The 16221-nt window shown below is 73.4% G+C and carries 17 protein-coding genes; 12 read left to right on the top strand and 5 right to left on the bottom strand.

Translation table 11 applies throughout. The annotated features are described in order from the left end of the window. Nucleotides 1–54: 54 nt before the first annotated feature. Complete coding sequence (locus tag ACLJOU_RS44300) at nt 55–1827, bottom strand: CocE/NonD family hydrolase (protein ID WP_410575287.1); 1773 nt, start codon at nt 1825–1827, stop codon at nt 55–57. A gap of 12 nt (nt 1828–1839) precedes the next feature. Then, nucleotides 1840–2382 carry a TetR/AcrR family transcriptional regulator gene (locus ACLJOU_RS44295; RefSeq protein WP_410575286.1) on the bottom strand — a complete coding sequence of 181 codons (543 nt, stop codon included), beginning with the start codon at nt 2380–2382 and terminating at the stop codon, nt 1840–1842. 23 nt (nt 2383–2405) lie between these two features. Here ACLJOU_RS44295 and ACLJOU_RS44290 point away from each other — a divergent pair, with 23 nt between their 5' ends. The 3 genes from ACLJOU_RS44290 (at nt 2406) to ACLJOU_RS44280 (ending at nt 4021) form a co-directional block, all read left to right on the top strand. Then, nucleotides 2406–2831, top strand: a complete 426-nt coding sequence (locus tag ACLJOU_RS44290; RefSeq protein ID WP_410575285.1) for an SRPBCC family protein — start codon at nt 2406–2408, stop codon at nt 2829–2831. A gap of 40 nt (nt 2832–2871) precedes the next feature. Beyond that, nucleotides 2872–3243 carry a winged helix-turn-helix transcriptional regulator gene (locus ACLJOU_RS44285; RefSeq protein ID WP_410575284.1) on the top strand — a complete coding sequence of 124 codons (372 nt, stop codon included), beginning with the start codon at nt 2872–2874 and terminating at the stop codon, nt 3241–3243. Nucleotides 3244–3313: 70 nt separating this feature from the next. Beyond that, nucleotides 3314–4021 carry a M50 family metallopeptidase gene (locus ACLJOU_RS44280; protein WP_410575283.1) on the top strand — a complete coding sequence of 236 codons (708 nt, stop codon included), beginning with the start codon at nt 3314–3316 and terminating at the stop codon, nt 4019–4021. Here the strand turns inward: ACLJOU_RS44280 and ACLJOU_RS44275 are convergent. Together ACLJOU_RS44275 and ACLJOU_RS44270 are read right to left on the bottom strand one after the other, a co-directional pair. Then, the gene (locus ACLJOU_RS44275) at nt 4015–4668 is read right to left on the bottom strand and encodes a response regulator (RefSeq protein ID WP_410575282.1); all 654 of its coding nucleotides are present in this window, start codon (nt 4666–4668) and stop codon (nt 4015–4017) included. The two genes, ACLJOU_RS44280 and ACLJOU_RS44275, sit on opposite strands and share 7 nt — an antisense overlap. Next, nucleotides 4643–5878 (bottom strand): sensor histidine kinase, encoded by a 1236-nt coding sequence (locus ACLJOU_RS44270; protein ID WP_410575281.1) that lies wholly within the window; start codon nt 5876–5878, stop codon nt 4643–4645. The genes ACLJOU_RS44275 and ACLJOU_RS44270 overlap by 26 nt, the downstream gene beginning before the upstream one ends. Nucleotides 5879–6033: 155 nt before the next feature. On the opposite strand from ACLJOU_RS44270, the gene ACLJOU_RS44265 reads away from it, so the two are divergent. The 4 genes from ACLJOU_RS44265 to ACLJOU_RS44250 all read left to right on the top strand — a co-directional run bounded on the left by ACLJOU_RS44265 (nt 6034) and on the right by ACLJOU_RS44250 (nt 9574). Further along, complete coding sequence (locus tag ACLJOU_RS44265; RefSeq protein WP_410575280.1) at nt 6034–6684, top strand: GOLPH3/VPS74 family protein; 651 nt, start codon at nt 6034–6036, stop codon at nt 6682–6684. 362 nt (nt 6685–7046) lie between these two features. Further along, nucleotides 7047–7811, top strand: a complete 765-nt coding sequence (locus tag ACLJOU_RS44260) for an isocitrate lyase/phosphoenolpyruvate mutase family protein (protein ID WP_410575279.1) — start codon at nt 7047–7049, stop codon at nt 7809–7811. A 40-nt stretch (nt 7812–7851) separates the two neighbouring features. Then, complete coding sequence (locus tag ACLJOU_RS44255) at nt 7852–8865, top strand: aminotransferase class V-fold PLP-dependent enzyme (protein ID WP_410575278.1); 1014 nt, start codon at nt 7852–7854, stop codon at nt 8863–8865. A 112-nt stretch (nt 8866–8977) separates the two neighbouring features. Then, nucleotides 8978–9574, top strand: a complete 597-nt coding sequence (locus tag ACLJOU_RS44250; protein WP_410575315.1) for a hypothetical protein — start codon at nt 8978–8980, stop codon at nt 9572–9574. 114 nt (nt 9575–9688) lie between these two features. On the opposite strand, the gene ACLJOU_RS44245 is transcribed toward ACLJOU_RS44250, so the two are convergent. After that, nucleotides 9689–10627: a ferritin-like domain-containing protein gene (locus ACLJOU_RS44245; protein ID WP_410575277.1), complete on the bottom strand. Its 939-nt coding sequence runs from the start codon at nt 10625–10627 to the stop codon at nt 9689–9691. A 121-nt stretch (nt 10628–10748) separates the two neighbouring features. Between ACLJOU_RS44245 and rimP the strand changes: the two genes are divergently transcribed. The 5 genes from rimP (at nt 10749) to ACLJOU_RS44220 (ending at nt 16204) form a co-directional block, all read left to right on the top strand. After that, on the top strand, nt 10749–11282 hold the full coding sequence (rimP, locus tag ACLJOU_RS44240; RefSeq protein WP_410575276.1) for a ribosome maturation factor RimP: 534 nt from the start codon (nt 10749–10751) through the stop codon (nt 11280–11282). Further along, entirely contained in the window at nt 11279–12325 is a 1047-nt protein-coding gene (gene nusA / locus ACLJOU_RS44235; protein WP_410575275.1) for a transcription termination factor NusA, read from the top strand. Before rimP ends, nusA begins: the two co-directional genes overlap by 4 nt. A gap of 23 nt (nt 12326–12348) precedes the next feature. Further along, a complete protein-coding gene (locus tag ACLJOU_RS44230) occupies nt 12349–12741 on the top strand; it encodes a YlxR family protein (RefSeq protein ID WP_410575274.1) in 393 nt (130 codons plus the stop codon). An 89-nt stretch (nt 12742–12830) separates the two neighbouring features. After that, the gene (infB, locus tag ACLJOU_RS44225) at nt 12831–15833 is read left to right on the top strand and encodes a translation initiation factor IF-2 (RefSeq protein ID WP_410575273.1); all 3003 of its coding nucleotides are present in this window, start codon (nt 12831–12833) and stop codon (nt 15831–15833) included. A 77-nt stretch (nt 15834–15910) separates the two neighbouring features. Beyond that, on the top strand, nt 15911–16204 hold the full coding sequence (locus ACLJOU_RS44220) for a DUF503 domain-containing protein (protein WP_003083991.1): 294 nt from the start codon (nt 15911–15913) through the stop codon (nt 16202–16204). Nucleotides 16205–16221: the final 17 nt, after the last annotated feature.

Below are 16221 nucleotides of genomic sequence, written 5' to 3'. Positions count from 1 at the left end.
CCGTTCCGGGGTACGGGGAGAACTCTGGCCGGGCGGTGTTCGGACGGCGTCCGCCTAGTGTTCGGGCTTTGTAAGGCCGACGGTGACCGACGTCCGGGCGAGGTCGAACGTCAGCGTGTCGCCGAAGGCCGGCAGCGCCGGGTCGAACAGCAGCCCGTCGGTGCCGCCGAGGAGCAGCCCGAGCCGGTGCCCCGCCGGGACGACGTGGTCGAGCGCGGTGAGGCCGAACGTCATCGGGTACGCCCGGCCGGGGACCAGTGGCTCGCCGTGCCACAGGGAAGCGTGGTGCCCGAGGTCCGCCCACCCCGCCGCGACGATCCGGTGGTCGACGGAAACGACGTCCGCGGCCGTGTCGAGGAAGCACGCGCTGTCGCCCTCGGAGCCGGCGCCCCAGCACGAGCGCGTCACCAGGTTGCGCACGCCGCTGCCGTACTCCGCGGTGTTGCGCAGCTCGGCCGGCCCGTAGTCGACGAGCGCGACGCCGACCCGGGCGGCGGTCTTGTCCGACGCCGCCGTGATCGTCACCGACGGCGACCCGGCGAGCCGCACCGGCGCGGGCAGGGCAGGACCGGTGAACCGCGCGGCCGACACCCCGGCCGCCCACTGCTCGCGCGTGACGGCGGGATCGTCGACGACCGTGGCGGTGCCCGACCCGGTTGGCCCCAGCGTGCCGCCGGCCGACGGGCGGAGCGTGGCCGGCAGCGTGGCGGGCGGCCAGCTCCGCACGTCGGTCCACCGGTCCGGCGCGGTTTCGAGGTGCACGGCGGGTGCCCGCTCGACGCCGTTGCGCAGGCCGAGCAGCCACCGGTCGAACCACCGGTGCAGCGTCTCGACCCACTGCGCCCGTTGCAGGTCGAAGGGGTCGGTGTGGCCGGCCTGGCTCAGCCACGCCCTGCGCGGGACACCCGCCCGGCCGAGCGCGTCCCAGTAGCGGGCAAACTGGTTAGGCGCCACGACCCAGTCCCCGAAGCCCTGGGCGATGAGCACGCTCGCCTGTCCGGGGCGCGGGACGTAGTTCGCGCCCTGCCAGTACGCGTTGTAGTCGCCGTTCGTGCCCGCGCGTGCCTTCTGCTCGGCCTCGAACGGCTTGCACAGCTCGGCGGCGCGCTCGTTGTAGGTGAAGGACGACCCGGTGTTCTCCGGGGTGGCGAAGGGTGCGCCGTTGCCGATGACCTGGGCGTAGTTGTCGGCGACGCCTTCGATCGGCACGATCGTCCTCAGCCCGGCGACGCCCGAAGCGGCCATCCCGATCGCGGTCGCACCGTCCTGCGACTTGCCGATCGCGCCGACGTCCCCGGTGGCCCAGTCCGCGGTCACCGGACGGCCGCCGTCGAGGGCGTCGAAGGCTTTCGCCCGGCCGCCCAGCCAGTCCACGACCGCGTTGCCGGAAGCGACGTCGTCGAAGCAGCCGGACGACCGGTTCGTCCCGCCGACGTCGGCCAGCACGACGGCGTAGCCCCGCGGCACGAAGTAGTTGTCGTAGAACAGCGGGAACTGCCGGGGCGTGCCGTCCGGCGCGTACGTCTTCTTCTGCTGCTCGTTGCCGCGGCCGCAGCACGCGTAGTACGGGCTGACGTCGAGGATCGCCGGGACGCGCACGGGCGCGGCGGGCCGGATGACGTCGGCGGCGATGCGGTCCGGCTTGCCGTCGTGGTCGTTGTCGGTGCTTGTCTCCACCCACGCCGTCTCGCGGATCGCGTCCGCGTAGGAATAGACCGGACGGCTTTCCGTTGGCGCCGCGGAAGCCGCGGGCGTGAGCCCCGTTGTGAACCCTGTTGTGAGCCCTGTCGTGAGCAACGCGGCCAAAAACCCCAGTATCAGTCGCATCGGGTCAGTGCATCACGGGTTTTCGTACCGTGCCAAGAACTTCTCCATGGCGGCGTCGACGGCTTCGCGGTCGCCGGTGGTGACGAGGTCGAGCAGCAGCCCGCGGGCCACGGCCAGCCCGAGCCGGGCGTGCGCGGGCCGGTCGGCCTCCGGGACGCCGTACCGGGCGAGCAGCGCTTCGAGCGGGCCCAGCCAGTCCTCGATGACGCCGTCGAGGAATTCCGCCGTGCCCGGGGTGCCGCCCAGGGCCTGGCCGTAGAGCTGGAAGAACAGCTTTTCGTTGGCGCGCAGGCTTTCGTCGGTGAGCCGCCGCCAGAACTCGCGGCCCGCGTCCGCCGGGCCGAGGCCGGCCAGTGCCGCCCGCTGCCGGGCTTCGACCTCCCGCGCCACCGCGGTGAGCAGGCCCTCTTTCGAGCCGAAGTGGTAGATCAGCATGCGGTGGCTGGTGCCGAGGTCCGCGGCCAGTGCCCGCAGGCTCCGGTCCGCACCGCCGTGGCGGGCGATGTGGTCGATCGCCGCGTCGAGCAGTTTGGCGCGCGGACTTGTCTCGATCATGTACCAGATGGTACACGTACCAAATGGTACAACGGATTTCGGTGCGCACGCGGTCGGCGGCTCCGGCCGACGCCCTCTACGAGTTGCTGCGGGACGGCTCCAGCTGGCCGAAGTGGTCGCCGCTCGGATCGTTCGAGCTGGTCCGTGCGGGGACGGGCGAGCCGGAGGGGCTCGGTGCGGTCCGGCTGTTCACGACGAACGGCGTCCGCTCCTACGAGAAGATCGTCGCGCTGGAGCCGGGCCGCCGGTTCGGGTACGCGCTCGAGCGCGGCCTGCCGCTGCGGGACTACGTCGCCTACGTCGACCTCTCGCCCCGCGAGGGTGGCACCGACATCCACTGGCATTCGACGTTCGAGCCGAAGATCCCCGGCACCGGCTGGTTCTACCGGTGGTTCCTCGGGTCCTTCATCAAGCGGGTCGCCGCGGGTCTGGCCTGCGCCACCCCCTGATCGGCGTGTTACTCTCCCCGGGAGAGTGAGGAGGCACGCCGTGGGGCCCGATCCGTACGACCGCAACTGCCCGACCCGCCAGCTGCTCGACCGCATCGGCGACCAGTGGACGGTGCTGATCGTCGGCGCCCTGTCCGGCGGCCCGCTGCGGTTCACCGAGCTCGGCCGCCGCGTGGACGGGATCTCCCAAAAGGTGCTGACGCAGACGCTGCGCAGCCTGGTCCGCGACGGCATCCTCACCCGCACGGCGTACCCGACGATCCCGCCGAAGGTCGAGTACGAGCTGACCCCGCTGGGGCGCAACCTGTCCGAGCCGCTGGACATGCTGGACCACTGGGCCCGGCGGCACATGGCCTCGGTCCAGGAAGCCCGGGACGCCTACGACGCGGAGCACACACCCGCGTCCGCGTAGCACTTGACAGCTCCTGGACAGTTCGTCCCGATCCTCCTCCCGCGGCGCCGCCCGCGGGGACACTGTCGCGGTGCTCAACGAGACCGTGCCCGCACCGGGCTGGGGAGTCGTCGGCCTCACCGCGTTGTTCGCCTTCGCGGTGTCGCTGACCTCGTTCACCACGCCGCCCTCCGGGCGGCCGAGCCTCCTGCGCAAAGCCAATGTCCTGGCGACCCTGTTCCACGAAGGCGGTCACGCCGCGGTGAGCCTGCTGACCGGCGGGAACGTCTCCCGCGTCGCCATCACCAGCGCGCGTGGCGGCACCACCTACCAGACGGCCGATTCGGCGCTCGGCGATGTCCTGGCCACCGCCGCCGGGTACGCGGTGCCGCCGCTGGCCGGGCTGGGGGCGGCCGCCTTGCTGCACCGCGGTCACGTGGCGGCGGTGCTCGTCCTCACCCTCGCCGCGCTGGTGTTCATCCTGCTGTTCACCCGGGACCTGCTCACCTTCGCCGTGCTCGTCGTGGTGGGCGCGGTCGTCTACTGCGCCTTCCGCTACGCCCCGGGCTGGTTGCGCACCGCCGTCGCGTACACCGAAGCCTGGCTGCTGCTGACCTGCGAGATCGACGGCGTGCGGATGCTCATCGTCGCCCGTATGCAGGACGGGTTCCGCAACCGGACCGACGACGCGGCCGTGCTGGCCAGGAGCAGCAAGCTGCCGTCACCGCTGTGGATCGGCGGATGGTTCCTGCTCAACGGCTGGGCGTTGTGGCACGCCGCGCCGCTGCTGTTTCACTGACGGGCGACCAAACCGGCCTCGTGGGCGAGCAACCCGGCCTGGGTCCGGTTGGTGCAGTCCAGCTTGACCAGCATCCGCGAGACATAACTCTTCACCGTCGCCTCGGCCAGGTGCAGTTTCGCCGCGATGTCCGCATTGGACAGTCCTTCGCCCAGGCAGGCCAGTACATCCCGCTCGCGCTCGGTGAGGCCGGAGAGGCGCCGCCGGGCTTCTTCGCCGCGCTCGCGGTTGTCCGAAGACAACGCCACCAGCCGGCGCGCCGCCGACGGCGAGAGCACCGTGTGGCCGTCGGCCGCCACGCGGACCAGGCCGATCAGGTCCTCCGGGGGCGTCGACTTCACCAGGAAGCCCGCCGCGCCCGCGCGCAGCGCCCGGATCACGTAGGTGTCCGCGTCGAACGTCGTCAGGACGACCACCGCCGGCGGGTCCGGCAGGGCCGTGATCCGCGGGATGGCCGTCAGGCCGTCCACGCCCGGCATCCGCAGGTCCATCAGCACCACGCGCGGCCGGTGCCGGACCACGGCCTCGACGGCTTCGGCGCCGTCGGCGGCCTGGGCGACGACCTCGATGTCGTCCGCCGAACCCAGGATCGTGCGCAGGTGCGCGCACACCATCGGCTCGTCATCGACCACGAGCACCGGGATCACAGTGCGTGCCTTCCGCCGTCGGGACGTAGGCGGGCAGTATCGCACCGACCCGGAACCCGCCGCCGGGTGCCGGGCCCGCCTCGAACCGGCCGCCGACCAGTTCGACGCGCTGCCGCAGCCCCGCCAGCCCGGCTCCGGAGCCGCTGCGCGCCAGCGCCGGGTCGGGCGGGTGCGCCGCCGCCGTGCTGTCCACCGAGACGTCCAGACCACCCGGGTGGTAGCGCAGGGACACCGCCGCCGACGCGCCCGGCGCGTGCTTGCGCACGTTCGTCAGCGCCTCCTGCACGAGCCGGTACGCGGTGCGGGCGACGGTCGGCGACACCTGTGCCGGATCGCCGTCGACGACGAGGTCCGTGGCCACCCCGACCGACCGGGACTCCGCGACCAGCCGCGCCGGGTCGCCGGGTGCCTCCGGGCTCAGCGTCCGCGGCCCGGGTTCGGTGCCGTTGCGCAGGACGCCGACCAGGTCGCGCAGTTCGTCCAGGGCCAGCGCGCCTTCGCGGCGGATGTCCTCGGCCGCCGTCCGCGCGGCCGGGTCGGCGCTGGTCACGCCGAGCGCGCCGGCGTGCAGCACCATCAGGCTGAGCCGGTGCGTGACGACGTCGTGCATCTCGCCCGCGAGCCGCCGCCGTTCCGCCGCCCGGGCCTGCTCGGCGAGCAGGTGCTGCTCGCGCTCGGCGCGTTCGGCCCGGTCGCGCAGCGACTGGAGGAGCTGCTTGCGGGCTTCGAAGTACAGCGACGCGAGTGCCGGCAGGGCGGTGCTGAGCAGGCCGAACGGCGTCGTCGACCAGCTCGGTGTCCACGGCCGCGCGGCGATCACGGCCAGGACGCCGGCCACCCAGAGCACGGTTCGCTTGTCCAGCACGCGGGCCGACTGGGAGAGGATCACCGACGTGATCGCGGGCACCGTCGTCAGGGCGAGCGGGTGGACGGGCACGAGCAGGCCGGGCGCGAAGGTGTCGCTCGCGAGCATCGCGAACGCCGCGGCGGTGACGAACGCGCACACCGGGCCCGGGAACCGGAACAACAGCACCAGCGAGGCATCGCAGGCGATCTGCAGGACCAGCCCGGCGGCCGGGCCCCACGCGCCGGTCGTCCGGTCGCCGAGGACGTGGAAAAGGGTGTTCATCCCGGCGAAGGCGAGGGCCGCGACGATCAGCCAGCAGGCGTCGGAGCGGCTCGGCCACAGCGGCCGCCGGGCGGTGGTCACGCGGTCACGGTAACCGCCGCCGCGGGCCGCCGCCCCGGACCCGCAACCAAAGTTGCGGCCCGCGCAACGTTCGTCGCCGCGATCACCCTCGTCGGCCGGTTCCGCCGGGCGGCCCGGATCCGGTGGACTGGGGGTCGACGACGGACGGGAGTGAGATGAGCGAGCTGTCCTTGCCGGCCCGGGCGTACCTGCTGGCGTGCGACACCGCCCGTGCCCGGTTGCCGGACCGGGAACGCGTGGCGCTGCTGGTGCGCGCGGCGGCGTGGACGGACCTGGTGCTGCGCGGCCGGGTCGCCGACGACGGCGGCCGTCCGGTGGTCGCCGGGGCCGGCGGCACGGGCCACCTGGTGCTCGACGACGTGCTCGCCGAGCTCGCCGCCGACCCCCACCGGAAGTGGCGCGCCCGGGTCCGCCGCGGCGCGCGAGAGACGTTGCGGTCCCTGGAGGCCCAGCTCGACGCGGCGGGCGTCATCACGCTGCGGACGTCCCGCGTGCTGGGGCTGTTCCCGCGCCGCCGTCCGGCGGTCCGCGAGCCGGCGAGGGCGGCCGCGCTCCGCGACGAGGTGCGCGCGGCCCTGCGCAGCGACACGCCCGTGTCCGCCGACGTCGCCGCCCTGACGGCGCTGGCCGCGGCGGTCGAGCTGGGCGCGGTCCTCCCGCGCGCCGAGCGCCGCCGCCACCGCGACCGCCTCGCCTGGCTGGAGGAGCAGGCCGGCACCGCGGTTCCGGCCCTGCGCAAGGTGATCCGCGAACTCCACGCCGCCCGCGCGGCCCGGACCGCCGCGGCTTCCGGCGGCGGCGGTTGACGTCGTGTCGACCCCCCGATCACGCGTGTCGACCCTCTGATCACGCGTGTCGACCCCGGGATCACGCGCGTCGGCTCTTCCCGCACCGGCGGTTCGTGCGGGAAGGGTCGGCACGCGTGATTGAGGGGTCGGCACGCGTGATTGAGGAGCCGACACGCGTGATTGGGGGGTCGACACGGTCCGCGGTCCACTCGCGACACTCGACCCGCGTCGGATCCGCTGCGCGCCAGTCTCTTCCGTCGTGCCGATTCTCGGTCTGGCCGCGTTCGGGAGCCTGGTCGAAGTGGCGAACCGGAGCACGGGCGTGCCGGCGCGGTTCGCTTCGGTGCCTGCCGAACCGTCGCGGGCCTAAGTTCGGGGGCATGGACGAATTCCGTGCCCTGCACGTGCCCGGCTCCCCGCTGCTGCTGCCGAACGCGTGGGAGTTCGGCGTCGGCGCCTTCCTCGCCGCCCAGGGCTTCCGCGCACTGGGCACGACCAGCCTCGGCGTCTCCGCCGCGGCGGGCGAGCCCGATGGTGGGCCGTCGACGCGGGACGCGACCGTCGCCCTCGCCCGCCGCCTGGCGCGGCTGGACGTCCTGGTCAGCGTCGACATCGCCGACGGCTTCAGCGCCGACCCGGCCGCCGTCGCCGGCCTCGCCGCCGAACTGGCCGACGCGGGCGCGGCGGGCGTCAACCTGGAAGACGGCCGGGCCGACGGCTCGCTCGCCCCGGTCGAGGTCCAGTGCGCGCTGGTCACGGCGGTGAAGGACCGCGCGCCCGGCCTGTTCGTCAACGCCCGCACGGACACGCACTGGGCGGGCGGCCACTCGATCGCCGAGGCCGAGCGGCGGGTGCGGGCGTACGCGGCGGCGGGCGCGGACGGCGTCTTCGTGCCCGGCCTCGCCGAGCCGGGTGACGTCGAGCGGATCGTCGCCGCCGGCCTGCCGCTCAACCTGCTGTTCCTGCCCGGCAAGGTCACCGTGGCCGGCCTGGCGGAGCTGGGGGTCGCCCGGATCAGCCTCGGGTCACTCCCGTACCGGATGGCACTGGCCGCCGCCGCCGAAACGGCGCTGGCCGTGCGCGACGGCCGTGACCTGCCGCTGAGCCCGCCGGGCTACGCCGACGTCACGGCCCTGCTGCCGTAAACCGGGTGAACCGGCCGGGCCGATCTGCTTTCGTTGGGACATGCGTGCCTTCGGAACCGACTTCGCCGCCCCGCCCGGATACCTGAACACGCCCAGCGTGGGCGTCCCGCCCGCGCCGGTGGCCGAGGCCGTGGCCGAGACGGTGGAACGGTGGCGGACCGGGGCGACCCGGCCCGCCGACTTCGACCAGTACGTCACGCGAGCGCGGGCCGGGTTCGCGCGCCTGCTCGGCGTCGGGCCCGAGCGCGTCGCCAGCGGCGCGTCGGTCTCGCAGCTGATCGCCAACGTGGCCGCGGCGCTGCCCGCCGGCACCCGCGTGCTCGCGGCCGAAGGCGACTTCACCAGCGTGACCTTCCCCTTCGCGGCGAACCCCGGCGTCACGGTGACCGAGGTGCCCCTGGACGTGCTGCCCTCGCGGGTCGAGGGCCACGACGTCGTCGCGGTCAGCGTCGTCCAGTCGGCCGACGGCCGGATCGCCGACCTCCCGGCGCTGCGGGCCGCCGCCGAGGCCGCCGGGGCGGCGGTGCTGCTCGACGCGACCCAGGCGGCCGGCTGGCTGCCGCTGGACGTCGCCTGGGCGGACTGGGTGCTCGGCGCGGGCTACAAGTGGCTCGGCGCGCCGCGCGGCAGCGCGTGGCTCGCGGTGCGCCCGGACGCGCAGGAGCGCACCCGCGCGGTCGCGGCGAACTGGTACGCGGGGGAGGACCCGTGGGCCACGGTCTACGGCCTCCCGCTGCGCCTGGCCGGCGACGCCCGCGCGTTCGACCTCTCGCCCGTCTGGCTGGCCCAGGTCGGCTCGGCGGTGGCCCTGGAGTACTTCGCCGGCCTCGACCTCGCGCAGGTCCGGGCGCACAACACCGGCCTGGCCGACACGCTGCTGGAGAAGCTCGGCCTGCCGCCGCGCGGCACCGCGATCGTGTCGCTGGACGCCGATCCCGAGCGGGTGGCTTCGGCGGGCATCGTGTCGAGCGTCCGCGGCGGCCGGGTGCGCGTCGGCTTCCACCTCTACAACACGCTTGACGACGTCGAACGCCTTTTACCCGCGTTCGAGTGAATCGCTGACGGCGGGTGAACTACCGTATGGCCCCGTGGTTGGTGCGCATTTCACCCCAGGCCCGTCCGACACGGCCCCGCTGGGCGCGGTGCCCCCGCAGCCCCGGCCGCCCGTGCCGGAGCCGCCGGCTCGCGACACCCGGTCCCTGCTCCTCAGGGGCGCCGGGCTGGTCGCGATCGCCGTCGTCTCCGGGCTCATCTGGTTCCTGATCCGGCACGACTCGACGCCGGACGAGCCGGTCGCGCAGCCGCCGGCGCAGAACAGCGGGCAGTTCGAGTTCACGCTGGTCGCGGGGCCCGTGAAGACGACGGACTGCGTCGAGAAGTCCTACGGCGACACCCAGGACTTCTTCAAGGACACGCCGTGCCGGTCCCTGGTGCGCGCGCTGTACACGACGGAGACGGGCGGCGCGAAGGCGCTGGTGTCCGTGGCGCTGGTGGGCATGCCGGACTCGTCGCAGGCGAAGGCCCTCAAGACGCTGACCGAGCAGGACAACACCGGCAACGTCACGGACCTGGTGAAGGACAAGACGTTCGCGGGCACCGGCACCCCGAGTGTCAGCGGCAAGGACGCGGCGTTCGCCTCGAGGGTCGACGGCACGAACACGACGATCGTGCTGGCCGACTTCTACGCCAAGCACAAGGACAAGGACCTGATCAAGCGCATCGCCGAGGACGCACTCCGCCTCTCGGCCACCCTCCACCCCTGACCGCCCCGAGCGCCCCGAGCGCCCCAATGTGGCCTTGGTTGCGTCAGACGCACCGAAGGCCGCCTTGGGTGCGTCAGACGCACCGAAGGCCACATTGGGGCGCTTGAGGCGGGGTCAGCTCGACTGGCCGGGCATCGCGATCGCGACCGGCTTCTGACCCGCCTCCGAACGCCACGGCGTGCCTCGCCGCGAAGCCGCCACCAGTGCGTGCAACGCCGTCGTGCGCAACCCCGCGTCGTCGGTGTGGTCGATGACCGCGAGCCACGCCGACGCGCAGTCGGCTTCCGCCGTCGCCACCACCTGTGACGCCGACTTCGCGTCCGTCACCGGGTTCTTCGGCACGTACGCCGCTTCCGGTGCCACCGGGGTCGCCCCCGCGGCCGAGAGCGTCGTCTGCAGGAAGTCGCGGCGCAGGGCGTGCTCCGCCGCGCCGCTCTTCTCCGCGTCGCCGAACTCGCCCGGCAGGAACGCGCTGACCAGCCCGTACACCCACACGGCGGCGTGCTCGGCGGCCAGCGCCGCCTGCAGCGGGTCCACCGACTCCGGTGCCACCGCGCCCGCCGGGGCGGCCCCCACCTTCGGGGCGTCTTCGCCCGGCCCCAGCGCCGGCGCGATGCGCTGCAGCGACGCGCAGCCCGCCGCCACCGCCGCGACCAGCCCGGCGCGGTACCGCGGCAGCCCGCCGACGAGGTCTTCGGCCTGCTTGCGCGCCGCCGCCAGCCGCTCCTTCAGGTCCCCGAGCGCCGCGGGGGCCGGTGGGGCGGGTGACGACGACGGCGCGGGCCGGTTCAGCCGGTCCACTTCGGACTTGAGGGCGGCCGCGTGGGCCGCGCGCGCGTCGGCGAGCTGGCCGGCGGTGTCGGCGTCCTTGCCCGCGGACGCCAGCGCCCGCGCCGCGGCGGCGTCGGCTTGGGCGGCGGCGAGCAGCGGCTGCAGCGGGTCGGGGCTCTCGTCGTAGCCGGGTCCGCAGGCGGCGAGGGGAACGGCCAGTGCGGCCAGCGCCCCCGCGCGGAGGGCGGTCCGGCGGGTCAGCTCGGTCGGTCTTCCGGTCACGCCGCCCCATCCTGCCAGGCCCCGGAGCGGCCCCGCCGCTCGCGCGGGGTGAGCGGGCGACCGGATAAGCTGGTCCACCACCGACCGCGCAAACCCCGGTTCGAACCAAGGAGAGCCCCACGTGCCAGGAGAACTCGCCAGCCGGCTTCAGCCGATAGTGGCCGAAGCCGTCACCGCCGCGGGTTTCGACCTCGACTCGTTCGAGGTGCAGCAGGCCGGCCGGCGCCAGCTGGTCAAGGTCGTCGTCGACGCCGACGACGGGGTCGGGCTGGACGAGGTCGCCGAGGTCAGCCGCAAGGTCTCCGCGGCGCTCGACGAGAACGACCACGTGCTGGCCAGCGCCTACACCCTGGAGGTCACCTCGCCGGGGCTCGACCGCCCGCTCACCCAGGCCCGGCACTGGCGGCGCGCGCGGTTCCGGCTGGTGAAGGTCACCCCGGCCGACGGCACGGCCTTCGTCGGCCGGGTCGGCCACGCGGGCGAGCACGCCGCCCGCGTCCTCGAAGGCGGCAAGATCCGCGACGTCCGCTACGCCGACGTGGCGAAGGCGGTCGTGGAGATCGAGTTCAAGCAGCCGCCCGCCGAGGACCTGAAACTGCTCGAAGACGACGCGTCCGGCTTCATCGCGGCCGAGACGGAGAAGGGGTCGAAGTGAACGTCGACATCGCCGCGCTGCGGGCGATCGAACGGGACAAGGACATCCCCTTCGAAACGGTGATCGAGGCCATCGAGACGGCCTTGCTCACCGCGTACAAGCACACCGAGGGCCACCAGTCGCACGCCCGCATCGACATCGACCGCAAGACGGGGCTGGTGCGCGTGCTCGCGCACACGCTGACCAGCGACGGCCAGGTCGACGAGGAGTGGGACGACACACCGGAGGGCTTCGGCCGGATCGCCGCCACCACCGCGCGCCAGGTCATCCTGCAGCGGCTGCGCGACGCCGAGCACGAGAAGACCTTCGGCGAGTTCTCCACCAAGGAGGGCGAGATCGTCGCCGGCGTCATCCAGCGTGACGCCCGCGCGAACGCCCGCGGCATGGTCGTGGTCCAGGTGGGTGACACCGAGGGCGTGCTGCCGTCCGCCGAACAGGTGGCGGGGGAGTCCTACGAGCACGGCAGCCGGATCAAGGCGTACGTCGTCACCGTCTCGCGCGGCAACCGCGGCCCGCAGATCACGCTCTCGCGCTCGCACCCGAACCTGGTGCGCAAGCTGTTCGCCCTGGAGGTGCCGGAGATCGCCGACGGGACCGTCGAGATCGCCGCCGTCGCCCGGGAGCCGGGACACCGCACGAAGATCGCGGTCAAGTCCACCGTGCCGGGCGTCAACGCCAAGGGCGCCTGCATCGGCCCGGTCGGCGCGCGGGTGCGCAACGTGATGAGCGAGCTGGCCGGTGAGAAGATCGACATCATCGACTACTCGGAGGATCCGGCTCGCTTCGTCGGGAATGCACTGTCGCCCGCGAAGGTTGTTTCGGTACGAGTCGTGGACGAGCGGGCGAAGACCGCCCGCGTCGTGGTGCCGGACTTCCAGCTGTCGCTGGCGATCGGCAAGGAGGGCCAGAACGCCCGCCTGGCCGCCCGCCTGACCGGCTGGCGGATCGACATCCGCAGCGACGCCGCACCGGCGGACGACGAGGGTGATCAAGACCACGCCCGTCCGTCGCGGCCCGCTGCGACAACCGGTTCGGCTGAGTGAAGGTCGAAGCGCTAGACTCAGGAGTGGTTCGAAGCCCGCGGCGGGTAGCCGAGCACCAGCCCCACCGGATTTCCCCGGTGCGGACTTGTGTCGGCTGCAAGCGGCGGGCGTTGATCAGTGAGCTGCTGCGCGTGGTCGTGGTGGCCGGGCGGGTGGTCGTCGACGAGCGTCGGCGGCTGCCGGGCCGGGGGGCTTGGCTGCACCCCGATCCGGACTGCCTGGCCAAGGCCGAACGGCGGCGGGCCTTCCCGAGAGCCCTGCGGGCTCCCGGGGCGCTCGACGCCCGCGAGGTCCGCGAGCACGTCGGGCGCACTGAGGCGCACTTAGGCGCACTGAGGCACGCCGAACCACGCACCACGAGCCCGGGACGTCCCCGGGGTCGCGAGGAAGCAAGGAAGCAGGTCGACCCGTCATGAGTCAGCCGTGAAGCTGAAGCCATGAGCGTCAGACAATAAGGACGAGGTCAGCGGGTTTTCCGCCTGGCCTCCCCTAGATGAGGAGAGTTGTGCCAGGCAAGGCCCGCGTACACGAGCTCGCGAAAGAGCTCGGCATCACCAGCAAGGACGTGCTCGCGAAGTTGAAGGAACAGGGCGAGTTCGTCAAGTCCGCGTCGTCCACGGTCGAGGCGCCCGTCGCCCGCCGTCTCCGCGACGCGTATGCGCCCAAGGGCGCCAAGAAGCCCACCCCCGGCCCGTCGGCGCGCCCCGGTCCGCCGGCCGCCAAGCCCGGACCGGCCGCCCCGAAGCCCCCCGCGCCTGCCCAGCAGGCTCCGGCGGCCCAGGCGGCGCCCGCTCCGGCCGCCTCGGCTCCGGCCGCACCCCAGCAGCAGGCGCCCGCGGCGTCGAAGCCGGCCACCCCGGGGCAGCGCCCCGGTCCGCGGCCCGGCCCGCGTCAGCAGCCCGCCGCGCCCGCACCCCAGGAGCAGGTCCCGGCCGCGAAAGCCGAGGCTCCGGCCGCTCCCAAGCAGGACACCCCGGCGACGCCCCCCGTGTCCTCCTCGGGTGGCACCGGTTCGGTCGTCCCGCCGAAGCCGCAGGGCCCCAAGCCCGGCGGTCCCAAGCCCGGCCCGCGCACCCCGCGCGTCGGCAACAACCCGTTCGGCGTCGGTTCCGGCGCCCCGGCCCCGCGTCCGCAGGCTCCGCGCCCCGGCGGCGGCCAGGGCGGCGACAACCGGCCCCCGCGTCCCGGCGGTGGCGCCGGCGGTGACCGTCCGGCCCCGCGGCCGGGTGGTGGCGCCGGTGGCAACCGGCCGAGCCCGGGCAACATGCCCCCGCGGCCGAACCCCGGCATGATGCCGGGCCGCACGCAGCGTCCCGCCGGTCCCGGTGGCGGCGCCCGCGGTGGCCCCGGTGGCGGCGCCCGTGGCGGCCCCGGTGGCGGCGGCGGTCGTCCCGGTGGCGGCGGCGGCGGTTTCCGCGGCGGCCCCGGTGGCGGTGGCGGCGGCGGTGGCTTCCGTCCCGGCGGCGGTGGCGGCGGCGGCTTCCGCCCGGGTGGCGGCGGTCCCGGTGGGGGCGGCGCCCCGGCCGGTGGCGGCGGCTTCCGCGGTGGCGGCGGCGGCCGTGGCGGCCCCGGTGGCCGTGGTGGTACCGCGGGTGCCTTCGGGCGCCCCGGTGGTCCCTCGCGCAAGGGCCGCAAGTCGAAGCGGCAGAAGCGCCAGGAGTACATGGACAACATGCAGGCGCCCAGCGTCGGCGGCGTCCGCCTGCCCAAGGGGCAGGGCGAGACGATCCGGCTGCCGCGTGGTGCCTCGCTGACCGACTTCGCCGAGAAGATCGACGCCAACCCGGCTTCGCTGGTGCAGGTGCTCTTCCACCTCGGCGAGATGGTCACCGCGACGCAGTCCGTGTCGGACGACATCCTCGAGCTGCTCGGCGGCGAAATGAACTACAACGTTCAGGTCGTCAGCCCCGAGGAGGAGGACCGCGAGCTGCTGGAGACCTTCGACATCACCTACGGCGACGACGCGGGTGGCGAAGACGATCTGCAGATCCGGCCGCCGGTCGTGACCATCATGGGTCACGTCGACCACGGTAAGACCCGCCTGCTCGACACGATCCGGAAGACGAAGGTCCGCGAGAGCGAGGCCGGCGGCATCACGCAGCACATCGGTGCGTACCAGATCGAGACCGAGCTCGACGGCAACCCGCGTCTGATCACCTTCATCGACACCCCGGGTCACGAGGCGTTCACCGCCATGCGTGCCCGCGGTGCGAACTCGACCGACATCGCGGTGATCGTGGTGGCGGCCGACGACGGTGTGATGCCGCAGACGGTCGAGGCGATCAACCACGCGCAGGCCGCCAAGGCCCCGATCGTGGTCGCGATCAACAAGATCGACAAGGAAGGCGCGAACCCGGACAAGATCCGGCAGCAGCTGACCGAGTACGGCCTGGTCGCCGAGGAGTACGGCGGCGACACGATGTTCGTCGAGATCTCCGCGCGGCAGAACATCAACATCGACGGCCTGCTCGAGGCGATCCTGCTGACCGCCGACGCCGCGCTGGACCTCCGGGCCAACCCGGACATGGAGGCCCAGGGTGTCGCGATCGAGGCGCACCTCGACCGCGGCCGCGGCCCGGTGGCCACCGTCCTGGTCCAGCGCGGCACGCTGCGCGTCGGTGACTCGGTCGTGGCGGGTGACGCCTACGGCCGCGTCCGCCGGATGGTCGACGAGCACAACGTCGACGTCACCGAGGCGCTGCCGTCGCGGCCCGTCCAGGTCATCGGGTTCACCTCGGTGCCCGGCGCGGGTGACACCTTCCTGGTGGTCGACGAGGACCGCGTCGCCCGGCAGATCGCCGAGCGCCGCTCGGCTCGTACGCGGAACGCGCTCAACGCGTCGCGCCGCAAGCGGGTCAGCCTCGAGGACCTCGACTCCGCCTTGAAGGAGACGAACAGCCTCAACCTGATCATCAAGGGTGACAACTCGGGTACGGTCGAGGCCCTCGAAGCCTCGCTGCTCCAGCTGGACGTCGGCGACGAGGTCGAGCTGAACGTGGTCCACCGCGGTGTCGGTGGCGTGACCGAGTCGGACATCGACCTGGCGACCGCGTCCGACGCGATCGTCCTCGGGTTCAACGTCCGCGCCCAGGGCAAGGCGACCGAGCGGGCCACCCGCGAGGGCGTCGACGTCCGGTACTACACGGTCATCTACCAGGCGATCGACGAGATCGAGCAGGCCCTCAAGGGCATGCTCAAGCCGGAGTACGAAGAGGTCGAGCTGGGCCGCGCCGAGGTCCGCGAGGTCTTCAAGTCCTCCAAGATCGGCACGATCGCGGGTTGCCTGGTCATGTCCGGCGAGATCCGGCGCAACGCCCGGGCCCGTCTGCTCCGCGACGGCACCGTCGTGGCGGAGAACCTGCCGATCAGCTCGCTGCGGCGGTTCAAGGACGACGTGGTCGAGGTCCGCGAAGGGTACGAGTGCGGTCTGACGCTGGGCTCGTACGGTGACATCAAGGTCGACGACGTGATCGAGACCTACGAGCAGCGCGAGAAGCCTCGCGCGTAATGGCTCGGGGCCGGGTGCGCGCGGGACTTCCCGTGCGCACCCGGCTCATCCCTACTACACACACCAAAAACTTGCCTATGTTCGTCGGAGCTCTCGAGCTCGACATCCTGCTCGGCGACGTCCATTCGCTGAAGCAGAAGCGATCCGTGGTCCGTCCGGTACTGGCCGAGGTGCGCAAGCGCTTCGCGGTGTCGGTGGCCGAAGCCGGCCACACCGACCTGCACCGCCGGACCCTCATCGGGGTGGCCGTGGTCGCCGAAGGTGGCGAGCACGTCCGGGACGTGCTCGACTCGTGTGAGCGGTACGTGGCGAGCCGGCCGGAGTTCGAATTGCTGTCCGCACGCCGCCGGCTGCTCGGCCCGGACGATTAGATTTCCCTAGGAGAACG

The sequence above is a fragment of the Amycolatopsis sp. cmx-4-61 genome (genome assembly GCF_046548775.1).
GTDB lineage: Bacteria > Actinomycetota > Actinomycetes > Mycobacteriales > Pseudonocardiaceae > Amycolatopsis.
This window is presented reverse-complemented; position numbering and strand designations above follow the sequence as displayed.

Coding starts and splice junctions, on each gene's coding strand:
- ACLJOU_RS44300 (WP_410575287.1), bottom strand. CDS start 1,827: ATGCGACTGATACTGGGGTTTTTGGCCGCGTTGCTCACGACAGGGCTC.
- ACLJOU_RS44295 (WP_410575286.1), bottom strand. CDS start 2,382: ATGATCGAGACAAGTCCGCGCGCCAAACTGCTCGACGCGGCGATCGAC.
- ACLJOU_RS44260 (WP_410575279.1), top strand. CDS start 7,047: ATGGACGAATTCCGTGCCCTGCACGTGCCCGGCTCCCCGCTGCTGCTG.
- ACLJOU_RS44290 (WP_410575285.1), top strand. CDS start 2,406: ATGGTACAACGGATTTCGGTGCGCACGCGGTCGGCGGCTCCGGCCGAC.
- ACLJOU_RS44265 (WP_410575280.1), top strand. CDS start 6,034: ATGAGCGAGCTGTCCTTGCCGGCCCGGGCGTACCTGCTGGCGTGCGAC.
- ACLJOU_RS44220 (WP_003083991.1), top strand. CDS start 15,911: ATGTTCGTCGGAGCTCTCGAGCTCGACATCCTGCTCGGCGACGTCCAT.
- ACLJOU_RS44255 (WP_410575278.1), top strand. CDS start 7,852: ATGCGTGCCTTCGGAACCGACTTCGCCGCCCCGCCCGGATACCTGAAC.